The sequence below is a fragment of the Fibrobacter sp. UWB2 genome, assembly GCF_002210425.1.
Lineage (GTDB): Bacteria > Fibrobacterota > Fibrobacteria > Fibrobacterales > Fibrobacteraceae > Fibrobacter > Fibrobacter elongatus.
Map to the genome: position 1 here is coordinate 87,970 of NZ_MWQK01000004.1, position 21,658 is coordinate 109,627.

The 21,658-nt window shown below is 51.3% G+C and carries 15 protein-coding genes; 12 read left to right on the forward strand and 3 right to left on the reverse strand.

Going from position 1 to position 21,658, the window contains the following annotated elements; all coding sequences use genetic code 11:
- Positions 1–164 precede the first annotated feature (164 nt).
- From thiC to B7982_RS08570, 9 genes are all read left to right on the forward strand, one after another.
- Positions 165–1,781 (forward strand): phosphomethylpyrimidine synthase ThiC, encoded by a 1,617-nt coding sequence (gene thiC / locus B7982_RS08530; protein WP_088660377.1) that lies wholly within the window; start codon positions 165–167, stop codon positions 1,779–1,781.
- A gap of 41 nt (positions 1,782–1,822) precedes the next feature.
- Entirely contained in the window at positions 1,823–3,595 is a 1,773-nt protein-coding gene (locus B7982_RS08535) for an AAA family ATPase (RefSeq protein ID WP_088660378.1), read from the forward strand.
- 21 nt (positions 3,596–3,616) lie between these two features.
- A complete protein-coding gene (locus tag B7982_RS08540; protein WP_088660379.1) occupies positions 3,617–5,011 on the forward strand; it encodes a hypothetical protein in 1,395 nt (464 codons plus the stop codon).
- A 39-nt stretch (positions 5,012–5,050) separates the two neighbouring features.
- Positions 5,051–6,208, forward strand: a complete 1,158-nt coding sequence (locus B7982_RS08545) for a LysM peptidoglycan-binding domain-containing protein (RefSeq protein ID WP_088660380.1) — start codon at positions 5,051–5,053, stop codon at positions 6,206–6,208.
- A 208-nt stretch (positions 6,209–6,416) separates the two neighbouring features.
- Positions 6,417–8,384: a cell wall metabolism sensor histidine kinase WalK gene (locus tag B7982_RS08550; RefSeq protein WP_233138452.1), complete on the forward strand. Its 1,968-nt coding sequence runs from the start codon at positions 6,417–6,419 to the stop codon at positions 8,382–8,384.
- Positions 8,385–8,386: 2 nt separating this feature from the next.
- Positions 8,387–9,103 carry a response regulator transcription factor gene (locus B7982_RS08555; RefSeq protein ID WP_088660643.1) on the forward strand — a complete coding sequence of 239 codons (717 nt, stop codon included), beginning with the start codon at positions 8,387–8,389 and terminating at the stop codon, positions 9,101–9,103.
- Positions 9,096–11,624 (forward strand): hypothetical protein, encoded by a 2,529-nt coding sequence (locus B7982_RS08560; protein WP_088660382.1) that lies wholly within the window; start codon positions 9,096–9,098, stop codon positions 11,622–11,624. The genes B7982_RS08555 and B7982_RS08560 overlap by 8 nt, the downstream gene beginning before the upstream one ends.
- A gap of 151 nt (positions 11,625–11,775) precedes the next feature.
- Positions 11,776–13,497, forward strand: coding sequence for an ABC transporter substrate-binding protein (locus B7982_RS08565; protein ID WP_233138454.1), 1,722 nt, complete (start codon positions 11,776–11,778; stop codon positions 13,495–13,497).
- A 59-nt stretch (positions 13,498–13,556) separates the two neighbouring features.
- Entirely contained in the window at positions 13,557–14,354 is a 798-nt protein-coding gene (locus B7982_RS08570; protein WP_088660384.1) for a phosphatidylcholine/phosphatidylserine synthase, read from the forward strand.
- Between the two features lie 90 nt (positions 14,355–14,444).
- Here B7982_RS08570 and mpaA read toward each other — a convergent pair whose 3' ends face one another.
- Genes mpaA through ruvC form a run of 3 tightly spaced genes read right to left on the reverse strand, consistent with a single transcriptional unit; the run spans position 14,445 to position 16,440 of the window.
- A complete protein-coding gene (mpaA, locus tag B7982_RS08575; RefSeq protein WP_088660385.1) occupies positions 14,445–15,143 on the reverse strand; it encodes a murein tripeptide amidase MpaA in 699 nt (232 codons plus the stop codon).
- Positions 15,144–15,193: 50 nt separating this feature from the next.
- Positions 15,194–15,874: a M15 family metallopeptidase gene (locus B7982_RS08580; protein ID WP_088660386.1), complete on the reverse strand. Its 681-nt coding sequence runs from the start codon at positions 15,872–15,874 to the stop codon at positions 15,194–15,196.
- Complete coding sequence (ruvC, locus tag B7982_RS08585) at positions 15,871–16,440, reverse strand: crossover junction endodeoxyribonuclease RuvC (protein WP_088660387.1); 570 nt, start codon at positions 16,438–16,440, stop codon at positions 15,871–15,873. Before ruvC ends, B7982_RS08580 begins: the two co-directional genes overlap by 4 nt.
- A 90-nt stretch (positions 16,441–16,530) precedes the next feature.
- Here ruvC and B7982_RS08590 point away from each other — a divergent pair, with 90 nt between their 5' ends.
- Genes B7982_RS08590 through B7982_RS08600 form a run of 3 tightly spaced genes read left to right on the forward strand, consistent with a single transcriptional unit; the run spans position 16,531 to position 21,589 of the window.
- A complete protein-coding gene (locus B7982_RS08590; protein WP_088660388.1) occupies positions 16,531–18,414 on the forward strand; it encodes a CHC2 zinc finger domain-containing protein in 1,884 nt (627 codons plus the stop codon).
- The gene (locus tag B7982_RS08595) at positions 18,414–19,595 is read left to right on the forward strand and encodes a glycosyltransferase (RefSeq protein ID WP_088660389.1); all 1,182 of its coding nucleotides are present in this window, start codon (positions 18,414–18,416) and stop codon (positions 19,593–19,595) included. The genes B7982_RS08590 and B7982_RS08595 overlap by 1 nt, the downstream gene beginning before the upstream one ends.
- Positions 19,592–21,589 (forward strand): LTA synthase family protein, encoded by a 1,998-nt coding sequence (locus tag B7982_RS08600; protein ID WP_088660390.1) that lies wholly within the window; start codon positions 19,592–19,594, stop codon positions 21,587–21,589. The genes B7982_RS08595 and B7982_RS08600 overlap by 4 nt, the downstream gene beginning before the upstream one ends.
- Positions 21,590–21,658 lie beyond the last annotated feature (69 nt).

The following is a 21,658-nucleotide window of genomic DNA, read 5'->3' on the forward strand; positions in this document are numbered from 1 at the left end:
CGACGCAATTCATACTACTTTTAGAAATAACTCGATCCTTCGGGCATTCGCCCTCAGGATGACGTTGCAAATGTTCTATATTATAGGCGGGGTGCCTGCACACAATACGCAGGCTGAGATTATACCCCTTGAACTTGGTTCGTAATTGAACAAAAGGAACGAATATGTCTGAATCCAACGGCTTTTTCAAGCCTTTTCCGCAGTCTCGCAAGATTTATGTCCCCGGCAAGATTTTCCCGGATTTGAAAGTCGCCATGCGCGAAATTTCGCTCGACGACCCGAAATGCCCTGTGCTCCCTGTTTACGATACGAGTGGCGCTTATGGCGACCCCGACAAGACGATTGATGTAAAGAAAGGACTTGAACGCATTCGTGAACCGTGGATCCGCGAACGCTTGGAAAAAGACGGCGCCCACAAGACTCAGATGCAGTACGCCCGCGAAGGCGTGATTACTCGCGAAATGGAATACGTCGCCATCCGCGAAAACCAGAAGATGGACGAAATTTTTGGCAGTAGCGGTGACGCCATCACGCCGGAATTCGTGCGCAAGGAACTCGCCGAAGGCCGCGCCATCATCCCTGCCAACGTAAACCACCCGGAATGCGAACCGATGATCATCGGCCGTAACTTCCTCACAAAAATCAATTCCAACATCGGTAACTCTTCTGTCGCTTCTTCCATTGAACAGGAAGTCGAAAAGATGGTCTGGTCCGTACGCTGGGGTGCCGATACGGTGATGGACCTCTCGACCGGCAAGGACATTCACGAAACACGCGAATGGATTTTGCGCAACAGCCCGGTACCTATAGGAACAGTGCCGATGTACCAGGCTCTCGAAAAGGTGAACGGCATTGCCGACGACCTCACGTGGGAAGTGTTCCGCGATACGCTTATTGAACAGGCAGAACAGGGCGTCGACTACTTTACAATCCACGCAGGACTTTTGCTCAAGTACATTCCGTTTGCCTTGGAACGCACGACAGGCATCGTAAGCCGTGGCGGTTCTATCATCGCCCGCTGGTGCATGGTCCACAAGCAAGAGAACTTCCTTTACACGCACTTCGACGAAATCTGCGACATTCTCGCCAAATACGACGTTTGCGTTTCTTTGGGCGATGGGCTGCGTCCGGGTTCCATTGCAGATGCAAACGACATGGCCCAGTTCTCCGAACTCGATACGCTCGGTGAACTCACCGAAATTGCATGGAAGAAGGGCGTTCAGGTCATCATTGAAGGTCCGGGTCACGTGCCGATGCACAAGATTCGCGAAAACATGGACCGCCAGATTGAAATGTGCCACAACGCACCGTTCTACACGCTTGGCCCTCTCACGACAGATATTGCTCCGGGTTACGACCACATCACGTCTGCTATCGGTGCTGCAATGATAGGCTGGTTCGGTACCGCCATGCTCTGCTACGTGACGCCGAAGGAACACTTGGGCCTCCCGGACAAGAATGACGTGCGTGAAGGCGTGGTGACATACAAGCTCGCCGCCCATGCAGCAGACCTTGCCAAGGGCCACTTTGCCGCTCACTTCCGCGATGACGCGCTTTCGCGCGCCCGTTTCAGCTTCCGCTGGAACGACCAATTCGCGCTTTCGCTCGACCCGGAACGCGCCGTAGAATTCCACGATGAAACGCTCCCGGGCAACAACGCAAAGTCCTCGCACTTCTGCTCGATGTGCGGTCCGAAGTTCTGCTCGATGCGCATTTCTAAAGACATTCAGGAATACGTAAAAACCGGCAAGCTCGACCCGAATAGCGACCCGCTGAAGTAAACTGAAACTCACCAAACCACTCGAGAGAATTGGAGGTGTCCATGGAAAACGGAAAGAAAATTCTTAACGACTTCGTAAAGAGCAAATTCGCCGACCAGAATGAACTGAAGAAGGCTTTGTTCCAAGCAGGCGTTGCCGCGCTTGACGAAGGCTGGACGTTCATGGACGCCACATTCCAGCTCGGTGGCAAAGCTCGCGACGAGGGGCTCTCGGCAGACGATGTCGAGAAGATTTTGCGCAACGCCTTCTCTGAAGAAAAACGCCGTACCGAACGCGAAGCCGAACAAAAGGCAGCCGCTCAAGCCGCAGCGCAACCCGCACAAGCTCCACAGGCCCAAGCCGCCCAAGCCCAGCCGGGCATGGCTCCAGGCTATGCCGCCATGGGCCCAACCGTCATCTCACCCATTTCGGCAACAATGATGCAGCAGATGATTGCGCTCGGTCTCGACAACCAGTCTCTTGAGCTGTTGCAGAACTTCAAGATTGACCCCGAAGCTCTCTCGATTCCATGGCCCGCCCCTGACTGGCGCAAAGACTTTGCAAAGCTCTTGGCGGCAACGTTCAAGCCCGACGAAACAGTTGAATTCAAGATTTCGAACACGCCATCAGGTTCTCGCGAAATAGTCTCGAAGATTATCGCGCAAGACGAAGCGCTCAAGAAAATCATGAAGCAGCTCGACGGTCCGGACGGAGCGCTCCTCACGATTAACGCAGTGAAAGGCGGCGCCGACGCGACCGACGAAAGCTGGCATTACCGTTACGTTGTCGTAGACAACCCGAAGATGACGCTCGCGAAACAGCTCGCTTACTACAAGGCCTTGAATCTCCCCTGCGCCGCCCTTGTAAACACGGGCGCAAACTCCGTGCAGGCCTGGATCAAGATTGAAGCGCATGACCAGGAAGAATACAAAGAACGCGTAGACTTCCTTTTCCAGACGCTTGAATCGCAAGGCTTTAAAGTCGATGACGGCAACCGCAATCCAAACCAGATGGTCCGCATGCCAGGCGTGCTCCGCAACGGCAAGCAACAGTACCTCATCACACTGGAACAAGGCGCCAAGAATTTCACGGAATGGCGCGAATGGGCGGAATACTCACTTGACGGAAAGCCGCTTGTAGAACTTGCTAGCGATAGCGAAGAAGCCCCGAAAAAAGACGTTACCATTATCGAGAACGTGCTCCGCGCTGGTGAATTTTTCTTGTTCACAGCCCCGCCGAAAAGCGGAAAGTCGCTTGCACTCATGGACATGGCGCTTTCCATTTGCCACGGCGAAGACTGGCTCGGCAACACGACAAATGCAAACGACGTTCTGTACATCAACTTGGAACTCACCAAGTCCGTGTTCTTGAACCGTCTCTTTTTGCTTGGCGAAAAACGCAACCTCCAGCCGAACACGCCCAAATTCGGTTTCTTGAACCTCCGCGGCACAGCGCTTACACCGCTTGAAATCGCACAGCTCATCGCAAAGCGCATCCAAGGCGCCAAGAAGCTCGAAAATCACGATTACAAGGTCGTCGTGATTGACCCGATATCTGCCGTTTTGCACAACCCGAAGTCTTCAAGACTCAGCGGCTCCCCGCACCAGATTCTGATGCAAATGGTCGATTCGATTATCGCCCTCACAGGTTGCGCCGTCGTGACTTCCACGAACATAGGCGAATACCCCTACCTCGAATCCCGCGCCGATAGCGTCATTTCGCTCACGCCGGTTGAAGGTAGCCTGAACACGTACCAGATTAAAGGCTCGTTCCGCGAATTCCCGAAGACTCTCGCCCGCGAATGCTCCTGGATTTATCCTAGATTTATAGTTTAAACATTCAACACGATTATAAAGATGTACAAACAGAACAATCGTTTTTCACGCCGCTCCGAAGGGAGCATTGCCCGTAACACCATGGGCAACAGAATCGGCAAACCCCTCGCCGGAGGCAAGTTCCACGCTTCCAGAAAATCCGATGTCCGCAAGGACGATGAACTCGAAGAAAAGAAGGCAAAGGCCGAAAAGCCTGTTGTCCGCAAAATTCTTTCGTTCGACGACATCAAGACCCAAGTTGCCGCATGGATGGAAAACGACCGCATTCCGGGAAAGTTGCAAGCCTGGTTCACCGCTGATGCAACTCCTGAGAATTCCGACTGGAGAATCGTCAAGGAATACCACGGCGCCCAGGAAAACCTGGTCATCGACGCTCCGTCCCGCGACATGAAGCCGATTGAGCTCGTGAGCCGCGTCTTGGAACAGCTCCACAAGGAACATTTGCGCATTTTCAAAAAGGCATTGCGCCAAATCTGGTTCCGCGCCACAGGCGACGGACGCTTTGCGCTCCTCGTACAAGTGAACGTCAAAGGCAAGATTTCGGCACACGGCTACAAGACATTCGTCGACTTTATCGAACGCAACTGCCCCGAAGTTATCAGCTGCCACCAGATCCAGTGCTTGCCGGACCGTCTCTTTGACCCTGCCGATGCCCAGGGCATGAAGGTCGAAGCCAAGTGTTCCTTCGGCAGTAGCTTTATGCCGATTGCATCGACCGGCTTTAGTATGCACGTTCTCGACTGGACGCCGCGCATCAAGGATGCATGGCTCAACCTCCCTGTTCGCATCAAGGACGCCATCCACCCGAACCGCGAAGACCGTTTCTTTGAATTCTGCTCCGGCTCCTCTTACGTTTCGGCATCGCTCGCCCCATTCTTCAAGCAAGTCGAATCGCTCGACTGCCGCGAAGTGGCGATGCAGTCTTCCAAGCTGAACATCCGCAATGTCGCAACGCAAAACATGCGTTTCCACCGTAGCCACCTGGACGCCAATTTCGTCTCGAAATTCTTCTCAAAGAGCGATAACGCCGAAGGCCGCTGGACGTTCTACCTCAATCTGAGCGCAAACGACACGTTGACATCGGAAATGATCCTCACGCTCGCCGGTTCCCGCCCCGAACGCATCCTTTTGCAGACCGGGAATCTCGAAACCGCCTCCAAGGCCATCAAGGCTTTCCGTAACGAGGGCTATATGCTCCGCAAGAACATCCCGCTCTACATGGAACCGGGCCGTGGCACCTTCGAAATTCTCTTCTTGTTCGTGCCGGATAGAGTAGGCATTTTGGGCCAGAACCCCGCCCTTGCACACCGTTCTCGCAATATCCAGCGTCCGAAAGAACGCCCCATGCGCTCGAATTCGTCGGATATTCCGCATTTTGTGCAAAAAACGCCCTCTTTTAAGCAAAGAAAAGATTAAATTATTTAACAAATACCAAAATTTTGCTTAGGGAATAGTATGCGATTTTTAAAATGTGCTTCGATCTGTCTTGGTCTTTCGGCTCTGATTGCATCTGCCTACGTGGTTAAAAAAGGCGATACCCTCTGGGACTTGAGCGCCGAGTTTTTAAACGATCCGTTCGCATGGCCGGACCTCTGGGAAAACAATAGGCACATTGAAGACCCGCACTGGATTTATCCGGGCGACTCCATCTATTTAGGCGAGGGCATCAAGGACGACGGTTACCGTCTCCCGAAAACAAGACCGTGCGAAGGTGCGGTTGCCGATTCCAACTTGCCCAAGGGTATTACCTCTGTCGGTTGTGACGAACGTGACGCCCGCAACGGAGACTTCGAGAACATGCTCGGCAACCTCCGCGACAAGGACAAGAAGCACAAGACGAAAAAGGCCGCAGACACTTACCTTTACAAGAAGCGCCCGGCTCCGAAGATTTTCAACGGCTACTACCAGATTTTGGCCCCAGAAATCTACTCCATTGATTCCATCAAGAAGGACCAGCGTTTCTTCTCCATCCGCTCCGGAGAAAAGAAGGAACCCATCATCCACATTCCTGAATCCGAAGTCATCGTAGGCATTGGCAGCAAGACAAACGCAAGCCTCAAGAAGGGTGACCTTGTCGAAATTTTGGAAGCACGAGCCATTGAAGTCCCGACCCACAAGGGCAAGAGCTTTGACAACTACGCACTGGTAAGGCTTACCGGTTATGCAAAGATTACCGCCATTGGCGATACTCTTTCCAGAGCAAAAATTGTCCAGAGCTTCAGGGAAATCAAGATGGACCATTCCAAGGCCCGCTTAAAGCAGCCCCTCAACATTTTGAACGTCACTGGTTACACCGCAGTCCCAGAAGCCAAGATCGAAGAAATGGCAATGCTCCGCTATACCATGGACCCGATGCTCATCATTGGCGCTTACGCCTACGTTCTAGTCGACAAGGGCGAAAACCAGGGCTTCAACACGGGTAACGCCATTGCCATCTGGGAAGAAGACAAGTCCGATGCAAGCCTCCCGCCGAGACTCCTTGGCCGCGGTATCATTGCAAGAGCTACCCCGAATGAATCTACGGTTCTCGTTCGCGAAGTCTATTCGAACAGCCGCCGTATTGAAGTTGGACACAAGGTATCCATAACACATCAGGCAAACTTGGCACAGTGACTAAGAACTTATTGATTATCATCGGTGTTGCGATTTCACTTTTGGCCATTCTCATGGCAGGAAGTGTTCTTATACTGATTTTTCCTGAATTGTCGGCGCATATTCCATTTTAAGGAAATGGACGCCAATGCGGATATCTCGTAGCAATCTTCTCTTTCTTTCCTTTTTTGCAGGGGGAATTGTCCTACCCACGGCAATTCTCTCGTTCTTGAGCGTTAGAAACATCCAGAACGAAGCGTTCCTTGCACAAAAGAACTTCAGCGAAAGCGTTGCGACTTTCCGCGAGCAATGCGAATCGACCATCAGCAAGGAACAGAGCAAGATTTTCCAGGAAGTCAAGTCGGCATCGCTGTACCTTTATGAACAGCCCCATAGCCTTTTGGACTTCGGAAACGCAACGCAGTTCAAGACCGTAAACGGCATCGAGGCGATGTTCCTGTACAACAATGGGACCCTCATCTACCCCGACATTTCGTCCAAGCACTTTTCAAAGACTTCGGACTTTTCGAACAGTATCGCAAGTTCGTTCGAACGGATGCTGTTCCGTGAAGAAGTCACATCGGCTATGCCTCAGCCGGTGAGCCTCTCGCGGTCGGCACGCCAGCTGCATTTTTCGTTTGAGTCCATCGACGACCAGATCCAGAACATCCTTGGACTTGTGCGCATCGCTTACAAGACCAAGGACTACGACGAAGCACTCCGCCTCTTGAACATTCTCGAGGAGCACCCGCACCAGCAGGGCTACCTCCACTCGGACCTCACGCGTTCGGTCAACTTGTTGCACTTCGAGATTCTCGTCGCGCAAAAGAAGCACAAAGAAGCCGAAGACTACACGCTCGCCGTGTTAAACCAGTTTTTGCAGAGCGAAAACATCGAGAATCTGCCATCGGCAAGATTCTTCTTCGAAACGGCATTCACTCAAATTCTCTCCTTTGAAAACTTGAGCCAGGAAAAACGCGAAGCGTTCTGGAACTTGCGCGAGAACTTCAACCGCCAGCTCGGTTACATGGACATATTCTTCAACAACAAGGAAATTGTCCAATCGCTCCTGAATAAAGAAACGACGTCCAAGAACGGCATCGACATCATGAGCGACAACAAGTCGACATTCATCAAGATGAGCTACCCAATCCTTTCGGGCGACCAGGTCGTGCTTGCCAAGGTGAACATCGAAGAATACCGCGAACGCATGCGTTCCAAGCTCAAGACATCGGCCCAAGGCTGGAAAGGCATTCCCTATTCCATTACCGAAGGTCCCGACAAGGCGCTTATTCTGGGGCATGTTTCGGACAGTTCCGCAGTCCTCACGCAAGTCACTCTAGACAAAGTTATTTCATGGAACTTGACCTTGTACGAGAAAGGCTTAAGCGAAATCAAGAAGGATACCCGCAAGCGCATGTTCCTCATGTACGGGCTTCTGTCGTTCTCGCTCATTACCGTGTTGCTCGGTTCCATCGTGATGTTTAGATTCCTCACGCAAGAACACAAGCTTTTAGCCATGAAGGCGAACTTCCTTTCGAGCGTGTCGCATGAGCTCAAGACTCCGCTTACCTCCATCAAGATGTTTGCCGAAATGATGGCCCGCGGGCGCGTGCAAAAAGTCGAAAAAGTGCAGGAATACTCAGGCCTTATCGGCAAAGAAGCGACCCGCCTCGAAAACCTCATTGGCGCTATCCTGAACTACACGCGCATGGAACACGGCAAGGGCGGTTTCCATTGGGAAAAGCTCGACTTCTCGGCTTGCGTGCAGAAGGTTTTTGACAACGTAGAAGACATCGGCGTAGAAAAGGGCCTGATATTCCATACAAAAATTGAGCCAAGCTTGTTTATAATTGGCGATTACACAGCCCTTTACAGCTTGGTGCAAAACCTTATCGAAAACGCGATTAAGTACACAAACGCTCCAGGCGACATCACCATAACAGTCGCCCCCGACGAAGACAGAGTCGTTTTCTCCGTGGCAGATACCGGCATAGGCATCCCGTCTTCGGAACAAAAAAATATATTTAATGATTTTTATAGAGTCGGTGACGAAATGACTCGCAGCACAAAAGGCTCCGGGCTTGGGCTTGCAATCGTGAAGCGCGTTGCAGAAACGCACAAGGCAACCATTTCACTCACCAGTAAGCCCGGCAAGGGCTCCACTTTCACCGTACGATTCAAAAAGGCAGAATGATTATGCAACAACACAGAATTCTCATTGTTGAAGACGAAGAAATCATCCGGCTTGGGCTCCAGGACAACTTCGAGCTCGAAAACTACGAAGTCGAAACGGCATGCGACGGCGAAGAAGCTATCGCAAAGACAGATTCGTTCCAGCCGCACCTCATCTTGCTGGACGTGATGCTCCCCAAGAAGAGCGGTTTTGAAGTCTGCCGAATCATCCGCAAGAAGCATCCGGAATGCATCATCATCATGCTCACCGCCAAGACCGAAGAAACGAGCAAGGTCGCAGGGCTTGATATGGGCGCCGATGACTACGTGACTAAGCCGTTCTCGATTCTGGAACTTTTAGCACGCGTGAAGGCGTTCCTCCGCCGAATTGACTTGCAGGCACAAGCAACACCGACAAAGCAACTCGCCTCCGTCGACGCCATTGACTTTGCCGACATCCACCTGGATTTCAAGAAGTTCATCGCCACCAAGGGCGGAGTTCCGCTGGAACTTTCCACAAGGGAATTCCAAATTCTCAAATATTTCTGGCAGCGCCGTGGCGAAGTCGTCTTGCGCGAAGACCTGTTACAAGACCTCTGGGGCTATACCCCCGAAAACATGCCGTCCACCCGCACGATTGACAACCACATCGTGAATCTGAGACGCAAGCTGGAAGACGACCAGGCAAACCCGAAAATCATCCTTTCTATCCGCGGAGCAGGCTACAAGTTCGATGCGTAATACTTGGCAAAAAGAAAACGTTTTCAAGGCGTGGATTATTACAGTCCTCGCCCTCTGTTCGCTGTTTTCTAGCCAAGCTTTTGCAAGCAAGATGGCCTCCCAGCTTCAGGAAGCCATCTACCTTTTCGAAATGAAAGGTGAAGTTGACGAATCGATTCGCCAGCTCGAAAAGATTTCGCGCCAAGGCGATGACGACGACAAGGAAGCCGCATTTTTCTATCTCGGGAAAATTTACGACCTTGCCAACAACAGGGCTCAGTCAAACCATTTCTACAGCCGTAGCCAAGGTTTTACCCATAACACGAGCAAGGCCTATTGGCTTGCAGGCCGTGACGCCGCCACAAACTACGCCCCGGAAAGGCTCCTGCAAAAAGTTATCCCGCTCCGTAGTCCCATCCGCAAGTTCTTCCCAGGCAAAAACGCCAACATTCTTTTCGAAAACGGCCACATCGCCAAAATCGAAAGCGGGATGGTCATCGAAATTGCAGCAAAGCTGAAAGAAGGAAGCCACCTGCTGCACATCAATTCCGATGGAATGTGGTACCAGAATTCTTCGCGCGATTCCGTCTTTTTCAAGCCCCACAACTCCCCGAATCAGATTATCTCGTTCGAGGTCAAGAACATTTCGCAATTTACATCCGTAAACGGAACCGCCATAGCCATTAACGAAAAAGGCTTCTACATCCTTGACCGTAAAGGCTCCATAATCAAAGGCAACACCGACTATACCTCTTGCCAGTTGCAAAACGAACAATTCATCAACGACAACTTTATCGTCAACTGCACCGATAACGCGCTCCACTTTATTTCGGCAAGTTCAGCCACCGAATCGTTTACCATCGCGCAGTACGACATCATCCAAAAGTCATTTGTTTACAAGAACAACATCTATCTTGTCTCCGGAAACGAACTGTTCTGCTATTCGCTACAAAACATCAAGTCCCCGCTCTGGAAAGTTGCCATCGGGAACATCGAAAGCATTCAGGCGTTCGAGAACAACATCGTCACGCTTGAAGCCTCCGGAAAAATCACCTTATATGACAGGAATACAGGCGCCATACTTTCAAGCGTTCGCGCAAACGCCTCAAACATTTACTCGCTCGCCCAAGGGACGCTCGGACTTTTTTCGAACGAAGGTTCGGTCATCACGGTCGACACGCTACTCCGCCCGCTATGGGGATTCAACCTGGCGAAAGCTCCCATGACAGAGCCCATCGCCAAAAGTCGCTTTATCTACATTCCCTTCGATAATAAAAAGATTTACGCCATCGATGCGCACTACTACGGTCAACGCCCGCTGTACTCCAGCAAGCTTGCATCACAGGCAGTGCACATGGCAAAGCGAAAGCAGTGGGATAACATTTCTCCCATTCTCGATTCCATCATCAAGAACGAGCCCGGTAACGCCGAAGCGCATTTTTTAAAAGCGTTCAGCCTGGAACAACATGAAGTTTCAGAAAAAGAACGGCAAAAAGCATGGGCAGAAGCCGTGAGACTCTCCACCGGCAGCCCTCAAATTGCACGCATCGTCTTAAAGTATTACAGCAGGGTCATCGGCGCAAGCTTTGCAAGCCAGCTAAACGTTTCGCCCAAGACTATGTACCCGCAACTGTTCGGTTCAAAAAAGAACCTGTACACAGTTGACCCCGCCACAGAACAACTCATCTGCATCAATGTCGAAACAGGCAAACAGCGCTGGAGCAAGCACATCGGAAAAATCGGCAACGCACCCGTCATCCAGTCCGATGAAAATTCCATCGTCATTTCGACCGGCTATCAAATGAACATCTACGACATGAACAAAGACTTGTTCAACAAGCCGCTCCAACTCCCAGGCAAGGCGTTCAACTTCACGATGACCGGAGACTTCATTTACGCCTCGACGTGGAACGGATTCTTGCTCAAGATTTCCCGTACGACAAACAACATCGTCTGGTCACGCAAAGTCTATTCCATGCCTTTCCATGTCGTCAAAATCAACCGTAGCCTCCAGCTGTGCAATCTCGATGGAGAACTCATGCGCCTCAATGACGACAACGGGCAAACCATCGATTACTCGACAAACAAGGTTCAAGTCAACATTACCGCAATGGACGGGATCGATTCTACGCTGGTGCTCGTCTCTAGCACAAACAAGTTATTCCTGCAAAACACCAAGCGCAAGGACTTCAGCCCAACCCAGGTGCTTATGGAAAATCCCATCGTCTCGATGCAGGTATTCCGCGACCAGAATGAAGACAAAATCATCATCTCGCTTTCGGACCAGTCCATTCTCCTTTATTCAAGCATAGGCACGCCGCTCTGGAAGTTCCCAGGAAAGAAGTCCATTTTCTCCAAGCCGTTTATCTATGACGGTAAAGCCTGGATTGACCAAGGAAACGAAATCATTGCGATCTCTATAAAGACTGGCAAGGTCGTAAAGACGTTCAACACGCCCGGCGGAGCAGGAACCCCGTTTATCCTGAACCACACATTGTTTAGCGCCTCCCCCAAGCGCGTTCTCTATGGTTTTCCGCTATAAACCACCGCTATAGCTATTAGTAAACTAAATTTTAGTGGTCACTTTTTTAAAAACTCACTAAATTTACCCAATCAAGTTGTTCAGGGAAACTATGAGTGTTCATTTTAAGAAATTAACTTCTTTGTGCTACCTATCCATAGCGGTTGCGTTTATGGCAGCAGGTTGCAAGGACGAAGTTTCTAAAAATCCCAAGCCTCAAGTTTCCGATTATCCTCGTAACGAAACGCTTTATATCGGCGGTTTTGACTGGGCTCCCCCCACGACGTTCAATCCGCTCGATCCAGACCCGAACTTCCCTTCTGACGGCAACATCCGCCTGATGTACGAGTCGCTCCTCGCCTATAACCAGCTCACGGGAAATCTAGACCCGATGCTAGCCGATTCGTACAGCCAGACCGATTCGAGCATTACCGTGCACCTGGACACAAGGGCCAAGTGGAACAACGGAGAACCAGTCACTCCTGAAGATGTCATTTATTCGTTCAGGATAGATTCAATCCTCCCGACATCCCACCACAACAACTGGAAGCACATCAAGACCATCTCCGCCGACAGCGAAAACCACATCACGTTCCATCTCGCCGCGAACAGGAACCCGCTCATGGTCCTGAACGCCATCACCGAGACATCAATCCTCCCCAAGTCGGTCTTTGAACCGTTAATCAAGTCTGCCAAGACCGGAAAGACCTACAACATGGAGAAGATTTTAATTTTCAAGAACGAGAACAAGCCCATCGCTTCGGGACCATACATCCTCAAAAACTACGCCCCCGACCAGATTGTGCTCGAACGCGTTGAAAATTACTGGCGTACAAGCAAGTACGGAGGCAAGAAACCCGCCCCCAAGTACATCATCCACCCGATTTACGACGGGAACGACAATTTCAACAATGCGATGGTCCGCGGGAATCTCGACGTATCCTCCATTTATCTCCCGAGAATCTGGGAAAAGACAAAGGACAGCATCCGCGCCTGGAGCCGTGTCGAGCCGTACCACCTTCCATCAACGATAACGGCCCTAGTCATCGCCACCACAAAGGAACCGTTCAACAACGTAAACTTTAGACGCGCCCTCGCCCACGCTATCGACTTCGAAAAAATCAAGGCACGCGCCGTTTCGAACTACACCCCGCCCATACAGCCTGGGTTCATCCTCCCCTTCGGTCCCGAAAAGAAGTACTTCTATAAGGAAGATGCCGACGAGTTCGGTTACGGTTACAACACCGAAAAGGCTCGCGAGATTCTCGCAGAAGCAGGTTTCTCCTGGAACGAAGAAGGTAAGCTCCTCGACAAGAAGAAAAAGCCCGTCCGGAGCCTCTCCATTGAATGCCCGCAAGGCTGGACAGACTGGATTGAAGCCATTAACGTCATTATCGAATCCTTCGAAGAAATTGGCATTACCGCCGTCCCCAAGATTGTCGATTACGGGATTTGGGACATGGACCTCCGCCGTGGCACATTTGACCTAGCCATGAAGACTCCGCCATCCGAGAACTCGATCGCTAATCCGTGGAACAGGTTCTACCAGATGCTTAACAGCACAGCAAGCAAGCCTGTCGGCGAAGAATCTTACGCAAACCAGGGACGCTTCCAAGATGACGAAATCAACCAGCTTTTAAACGACATTCCGACCATTTCGGACGAAGATTCCCTCACGCAGGCCTACCGCGAGCTCAACAAGCTGTTTATGCAGACAGTCCCTGTGCTCCCCCTCATGTACAGGCCCGCAACATTCTATCAGTTCTCGACCAAGCACTGGACAAACTTTCCGACTGAAGAAAACCCGTATGCCCCACCCAACAACCTGATTGTTGCGACCGGGGTGAGCGCCCTATGGGAAATTGTACCTGTCAAACCACAGGGTAATCAATAAAAAAGCTACATTTCGCCGTAAAAAAATTATCTTTAGCAGACCAACTCAAGGAGTATATCGTGGGAAAATTACGTTTTGTTTTGCCAAATACTTTTACTAGCCTGAACTTTTTGCTCGGTGTATTTTCCATCTGCTGGACAACCGGTGCATTCAGTTCTTTTAGTTCGGCAGACCAAATCCGCATGGGTGCCTACTTTGTCATGTTGTGTGCCCTTTTTGATAAGCTCGATGGCTTTGCCGCCCGCCTCGTGAACGCCAGTTCCGAATTCGGCGCTCAGTTCGATAGCCTTGCTGACTTGGTGGCTTTCGGCCTCGCCCCTGCATTCTGCGTTTTCTTCACCTACAAGATTTACGCACCGGAATGGTTCCAGAACCATGGGCTCCTGATGACGGTTGCACTTGCCGTTTACGTACTCTGTGCAGCCATGCGCCTCGCCAAGTACAACGCTTGCGACTCTGACACGTACCACCACCATTTCTCCGGCCTCCCTTCCACCTTTGCAGGCATGGTCAATGCAACTCTCATCGTGTTCCTCATGACCAAGGGCGTTTTCACAGACTCCAGCACGTTCCTCTTCTGGCTCCCGATTATCGTGTTTGTAGCCACAGGATTTTTGATGGTAAGCCCGTTGTTCCTCCCGAAACTCCAGCCGCGCAAGAACAAGGCATTCAACATTTTCCAGATTGTGCTGATTTTGCTCACCTACGTTGCCGGTATCCTCTTCTACAACCCGAAGGTGCCGTTCATTCTTGAATACTTACTGATTCTTGGCGGTAGCTACATGGTGATTGGTTTTGCCGTAGGCATCATCTACCGCAAGCAGATTATCGAAGAAGCTAAGGCCTCTAAGAAGTAGTGTTAGTCGCTAGTCACTGGTCTCTAGCCTTTAGTTTGAATTTATGCCCGCCGCGAGCGGGTTTTTCTTTTTGGAGATTATAGAAGCGTTTTAGAGCGACGACTGATGTTCCAAGAATTCCGCGAACGTACGACCATAGCGGTCAAACAGTTGCTCGAGAGACATGCGCGGGAGTTCTAGCGTCACGCATTCCAAGTTTCGTTCACCGCACCACGTCCCGAAGCTCCCCGGCGTCTTGTACCCAATATCCGGCAACCAAGGCAAGTTAAATGCCTCCATCACGCCTTCAACAAGCGTTGTCTTTTGCGGAGCATCAACGCAGCCCATCGGAGCATGCATCGCAAGCACGCTCACAGGCTTCAGCTTTTCAATTAACGCAACAAGCGCTTGCGTTTCCGGTTCGCTCCCCGCAAATGCACCCGGCGATAAAAGCGTATCGCGAGGCGCTTCGAGAATCGAGCGCGAACCGACCTTTTCCGTCGAGAAGTTTTGCGTCTTGAAATTGCGGTTCAAGTCCACGCCATTGGCGTTCCCACGCGTTCCAAGAGCGACACCATCCGGATTGGCGCACAAAATAAAAGCAATAGAATCAAAAGGTTCATCAAAAGCACGGAGCACGCGACTCAGGAGGAACGTCGTCTCCGGCTCTTCGCCGTGAATCCCCGCCATTACAAGCAACTTGCATTCGCTCTTGCACGGGTAGTACAGCAGCGGAGCGCCCAACACAGAGCGCCCATATTCAAGAGAAGGCAACCGGATAATACCGCGGGATTCGGGAGATAGAAACATAATAGGAACCGTAAGTTACTAGTAACTCAGAACTGCGGCAAAGCCGTTCATCAAACAAAGTAAGGATAGATATATTCCTCCGCAAGCTGCGGGAGATTCGCCAACACAACGCGTTTGCATTCCATGTCCGAGCGTTCATAAATGCTTCGCAGCGTGTCTAGCGAGAAATGTTCCAAGCGCTTACGCGATGTCGGCAAGTGCGCAATGTGCCAGCCTTCAGGCTTGATTTTCCCGCGTCCGGGAATGAACACACGACTAAAGCCAAACGATGTTCCAGACTCCATCCGAGACGTCAAAAACGCATGGAACTTTGCAAACATGCCACTGCACTCCACGGGCGTGAGCTGCACTTCGTAGCCCTCCGGGCACGCAGCTCCATCGACCACGTCGATGTCCGTCCCCAAATGGTGACGGCTCGCCCCCGGCAATGCCGACCATGTGAGAATTGCATACATCAGTTCTTCTTCGTCTTTCGGGCGTTCCATCGGCTCGCCCTTTTCATTCAAGAGCTTGAGTTCGCCACGAGCCTTGCGGTTCCAAATCGAAAGTTGCTTTTCAAACGAGCGGTACGCCGATTCAATACGCAACTCAAAACCGTTCGCCTGGGCTTCGTTTGACAGAGCACGTAAATCATCCACAATTTCGCGGTCTACAAAGTATCCCGGCTGGAACTCCACCAAGTCCGGCGTTCCTAGGCCGTAGGGCAACAAATCCTGAGACAAGTCCGTCATTGAATCGTCCCTCCCATTTTTTCAATCAAGTCTTTCCACTGTTGCACCGTCGTTTTCTTCTTGGGTTTCGACTTTTTACCCAAAAGCGACTGCGCCAACGGAGCCGGGTTTGCATGAGTCCACGCAATCGCAAGCGCATCTGAAGCATCCAGCGGAAGCTCCCCGCCTACAATTCCCAAATGCGCAAAAATCATATTCGCCACATGTTCCTTCGAGGCGGCGCCATTGCCTGTCACAGCCTGCTTCACGACTTTTGGCGGGTATTCCTCGTACGTCATTCCGCGACGATGGCACGCCACAAGAATCGCCCCACGGATATGCCCAAGCACCAATGCGCTCTTCACGTTCTTTGCAAAGAACACGCCTTCCATCGCAAGCGCATCCGGGTGGTAATGATCCAGGCGTTTTTCGAGCTCCGTCACGATATGCACAAGCCTATCTTCGAGATTTTTAGTGGCGTTCGCATGGAACGTGCCATATTCCAGCACCTGAATTTGGTTGCCAGTCTTTTTCAAGAACGCATATCCGGTCGTAATCGAGCCCGGGTCAATACCAAGAATAACCATAATCCAAAAAATAGATAAAATTGCTTTTTTTTCAAAAAAAACGCATTTACGGGAGCGTACTTTATTAGATTTCTCTTATAGGAGGCCGCAATGCTGATTGATCAAGAACATGCAGAGTATATGAGAACTAAAGCTCACCCGAGGCAGTTGGGAATTCCCCTGAGCCGTTGGGGGCGTAACCTTATCGCCTGCTGTCCGTTCCACGCTCCAGAAGAAACATCGCTGTTTTTCTACGATGCGCTAGGTTACTGGCGCTATCGCTGTCTCCAATGCGGTGCAGAAGGCGACTTGGTCGATTTTTTGATGAAGAGCCGCTTCAACGGCATGGACGAGCAGACCGCCCGTTCCGAAGCCTTTGAATTCCTCGGCGCACTCGACAAGGACCTCGCGAACAACCAGGATAGCGAACACCCGTGGGTCAAGGAAGTCGGTGGCGAAAAATCCAAGGTCCTCGAATGCTTTGTGCGTTACTGCCACTGGGCTGCCTGCAAGAGCCCCTCTTCGGCAAAGTTCCTCGAAGCCCGCGGCTGGAGCATTGGCCAAGCCCAACTTTACGGTCTCGGTTACTACAGCGGCGACCCGGAACCGTTCATCAGCTACTGCATGCTCTCCGGCATCGAACGCCACCAGATCAGTTTTTACCTCGACAACCTCGAAGCGTACCACGAACCGCGAATTACCATTCCGGCCCGCAATTCCAAGGGATTTATCCATTCCGTTTACGGTAGACTCATCGACGATAACGAAAAGAGCCATACCTACATCACGTATGCTTCTGGTCCGACCGTCATTCCGTTCAACATCCAAGCCGATAGCGAAAACCCCATTATCGTACAGGGATTCTTTGACGCGCTCACCGCTGACCTCGCCGGCATCCCAGGCGTTGTCTCCACGATGTTCCAGGAACTGAACGTCAACCACCTGTACAAACTCAAGGCTTGCGGAGCCGAATCATTCACGGTCATCTTGCGCCGCGAAGAAGATCGCCGCAATCAGGAACTCAAGATCCAGAAGTACTTGAAACTCGCCGAACAGATGCACATGAGTCTCAAGTCCATTGTACTGCCGAAGGACGAATCCGTTGATACGTTTGTCCGCAAGAACGGTGCCGACCAGCTTATTGACCTCATCGCCAATACCGAAGTCGATACTATTCATTCGCACCGCCGCTCCATGCTGTTGCAGGACATCAAGGAAAACTTCGATACCGCAATGGCTTGTCCGCCAGACCAAAGCGTGGGCTACAAGCTCAGCACATTCCCGAAGCTCACCAAGGAAATCGACGGCGTTCAGTCGGGATGCTTCTTTGTATCGTCTCAGCCATTCGGCCTCAAGACATTCTTGCTTTCGAGCCTTACGCTCGACCTTATCGAGAGCAACCCGAACCTCAAGGTCATTTACGTCGCTTATGAAACGCCGCGCCGCCAAATCTTTGACCGCCTTGTTTCCATGATTATCGGCGAATCGATTTTGAACGTCCGCAAGCAGAATGCAGACAACGAAATCAACAAAAAGATTACGGAAGCAACGCGCGACCTGATGGCTTACGTACGCAACAATCGTCTCGAAATTTGGGACGACATGCCTTCGCTCGACTTTAACGACTTGCTCAAGACACTTAGCCAGGAACTCAAGGACCATCCGGACTTGATTCTCGTGATTGACGGTATCGACCACATGAAGATTACCGACCGCCCGGAACTCCCGGACATCCACGAGAAGCGTTCGTCCATCATGCTCGACTTGTACAAGGCTCTCGACATCCCGATATTCCTCGGTGGCGAACTCATCGATTCCAACATGGGACTCCTTGGCCCGCGTGCATACCTCCGCGATTCTGACGCCATTTACTGGCTTACCGAAAAGGATGGCGCATTGAATCTCTCCGTAGATTCCAAGCGCATGGGCACAAGCCGCGTGTACGAAGACAAGATTTTGATTGACCCACAATCTAGCCGCATGAAAGAAGCTTAATGTTTACCATTGTCGATTTTAACAACTTCTGGAGTCCGTCAGGAGGCGGAGTCCGCCGTTACCATTTGCAGAAAATGGCGTTTTACGAACGCCAAAATGAAGTCCTTTCCGTATTCGTGATGCCCTCGGCGAGCACTTATACAGAAAAGCGAAGCGATGGTTTAATTATCGAACATGTAGAAGCTTTCCGATTCCCTGGCAACTGGGAATACCGCTTTATGTGGAAGTCCAAACAGATTCGTCCGATTCTCGAGAAGTACAAGCCGGATGTGATTGAAGTGGGTTCACCCTACATTTTGCCCTCGGCCGTGCGCAGCATTGCAAAAAAAGTTGTTCCCAATGCGGCACTGTTCAGCTTTTGGCATGCCGACTTCCCCGTAACTTACGTGGGCCGACCCATCGCCAAAAAATTCGGCGCAAGCGTTGGCGTTCTTTCCCGCAAAATTGCTTTCTGGTACGCCAAACAGGAATTTAAAAACTACGATTGCGTACAAGCGTCTTCAAAAGAAGCGATGGCTCGCCTCAAGAAGAACGGACTCCCCGACCCGCGTTGGATTCCGCTCGGTTGTGACATTGATACATTCTCGCCAAGCCGCCGTGACGAAGCACTCGTGAACGAACTCAAGGATGGCGATCCGAACCGCCTCACGATATTCTTCCCGCACAGGCATTGCAACGAAAAAGGCATTGACCTTGTTCTTGGCGCTTACGACATCTTAGCGCAAAAACTCGGACACGAGCCCGCCATCGTCTTTGCAGGCACAGGTCCAAGTCTCCCGCTCGTGCAAGAAGCCGCCGCAAAATACAAGCACGTCAGCTATATCGGTTTTGTGAATTCCATCGACGAAATGGCTCGTTATTACGCAAGTGTCGACATGGGACTTGCACTCTCTGGCTGGGAAACTTTTGGACTTTCAATTCTAGAAAGCATGGCAAGCGGGAACGCACTCGTCGGAGCTGCCGCCGGGGCCGCATTCGAACACGTCACGGAATCGGGCGCAGGCACAATTCTCAAGGAACGCACGCCCGAAGCGTTGGCAGATGCGATTGTCGAGCTCTACCATTCCGACCTCACCGACAAGAAGATTAAAGCTCGTAAATACGCTGAAAAGTTCAGCTGGAATGATTGCTTCAAGCGCCAGCTCGATTTGTACAAAGAAATTTCTGGAAATAAGAAATGAAAAACTTTATACAGAAAATTGCCAAGTTCTTAGAGCCGTCCAAGAACTTGGTTTTAATCTCGCTCGCATTCTGGGTCACGCACATTTTGCTGCGCGTTATGCTCTTGTTCCGCAGCAACCCTTACGGATTCCCGTTTGTATCTAAGCCAGACTGGTTCATTTTCCACGCAGTTTGCATCGACTTTATGTGGATTTGCAATGCGCTCGTGGTGTTTATGATTCTCGGCGGGATCGCCGCAAAGTTTAATAAAACAAAAGTCACGACAATTGCCTACACGGTTTTTCATAGCGTCATTCTGCTCTTTACGCTCCTCGATAACGAAGTGATGCGTTTCCTCGGCGGACATTTAAGCTTTGGGCTTATGGACACGTACAAAGACACTTCGTCCATCGCCATGTTCTACGACTACGTGGCAAACGACTTGTCCGTTCCGTACTTGCAGTTCGTCGTACTTGTGCTGATGCTCCCGCTGACCTATAGTCTTTACAAACTCTTGTACAAGCATTACCACACGCCTGACGGACTGCGCATGAAAAAGTCCGTCATTGCGATGGTCATTTTCTACATCGCTTCGTATCTGTTCGTTTATTTTATCTGGACTGGAAACGCCCGCATGGCAAAGCTCCGTCCAGTCGTATCGCTCGTCTACAACGATTTATTTGTCACGAAAAAAGTTGCAGGTCTTACAGAAAAAGAGCTTGCCACCTACCGAACCTCCTACCAGAATTTGTGGCAACGCGTTGAAGGCGATAGCCTTTGGAAATTCTCGGACGCCAAGGAAGGCCACGGTCTCCCGCTTTACCGAGTCCCAACCGCAGAACTCCAGAACAGCGAAAAACTTGCCGTCCAACGCAAAATGAAGCCGAACTTTATCCTCGTGCTTATGGAATCGCATCGCGGGCTCAACACGGGCTACATGAATCCGCAGATTCAGCCCTCGCCCACGCCGTTCCTCGATTCGCTCGCCGCCAATTCACACGTGTGGATGCGCATGCACACCAGCGGCGTTCCGACCACAGGCGGCGTCCTTTCGACGCACCTCGGCATCCCGCACCACTCCAGACTCGCGCAAGCCACCGATCTTGCACATGTGACACTCCCGAGTTTCGTCTCGGTGCTAACCGAGAATGGCTACAGCACGCATTACATGTCTGCCGCAGACCCCGCCTGGGATAACCTTGGCGTCTGGATGGCAAAATGGTACACCGCCGAACATTACAATCGCGAACGCGAAGACGATTCGACCTTCATGGACCACGCCGCAGAATTCGTACGCGACACACTCTCCAAGGGAGGCAAGCCGTTCCTCGCCACGCTAATGACGCGCTCCAATCATTACCCGTTCAACTTTGCAGCCGGCATGACCGAAGAAGAAAAAGCGCGCCCGTTGCAGGAACGCATCAACGTCACGATGAATTACGCCGACAGGCAGCTCGCCCGATTCATCCGCGCCATCCAAAACGAAGAATGGTACAAGAACACCTACGTCATTATCATGGCTGACCACGGATTCCCCTTGGGTGAAAACGGCGTTTCGACCATGAACGGCGGCGGATTCTCGAACATCAGCTGGATTCCGTTCTTTATCCACGGCAAAGGACTCGACGCAACACGCGACACGACGACAGCCGCTCAAATCGACATCGCCCCCACCGTGCTTGAACTCGCTGGCTACGCGGTTCCGAACATTTTCATGGGACACAACTTGCTGCGCGACACAGAAACCATTTTCAATGCAGATAGCACGAGCGTTAAAAAGGAACGCGCAGGACTCTCGCTAGGCGCTTACTCGGGCTACTCCGCACTCGGTCTCGATAACTACCGCGTCGTCTCAAAGACCGCTAGCAACGACGAAGTCTATCTCTTTAACGATGGAGACATGCGCCAGGAACACGACCTCGCCAAAACAGAAGCCGAACGCACTGCAAAAATGCACGCTACGCTCGACACGCTCATCAAGATTTCGGATTACTCACTCGAACACGGGCTGTAATTCACAAAACGCGCGCATTAAATGCGCGCAGACCTTAACACAAAAAAGACTCGTCAATGACGAGTCTTT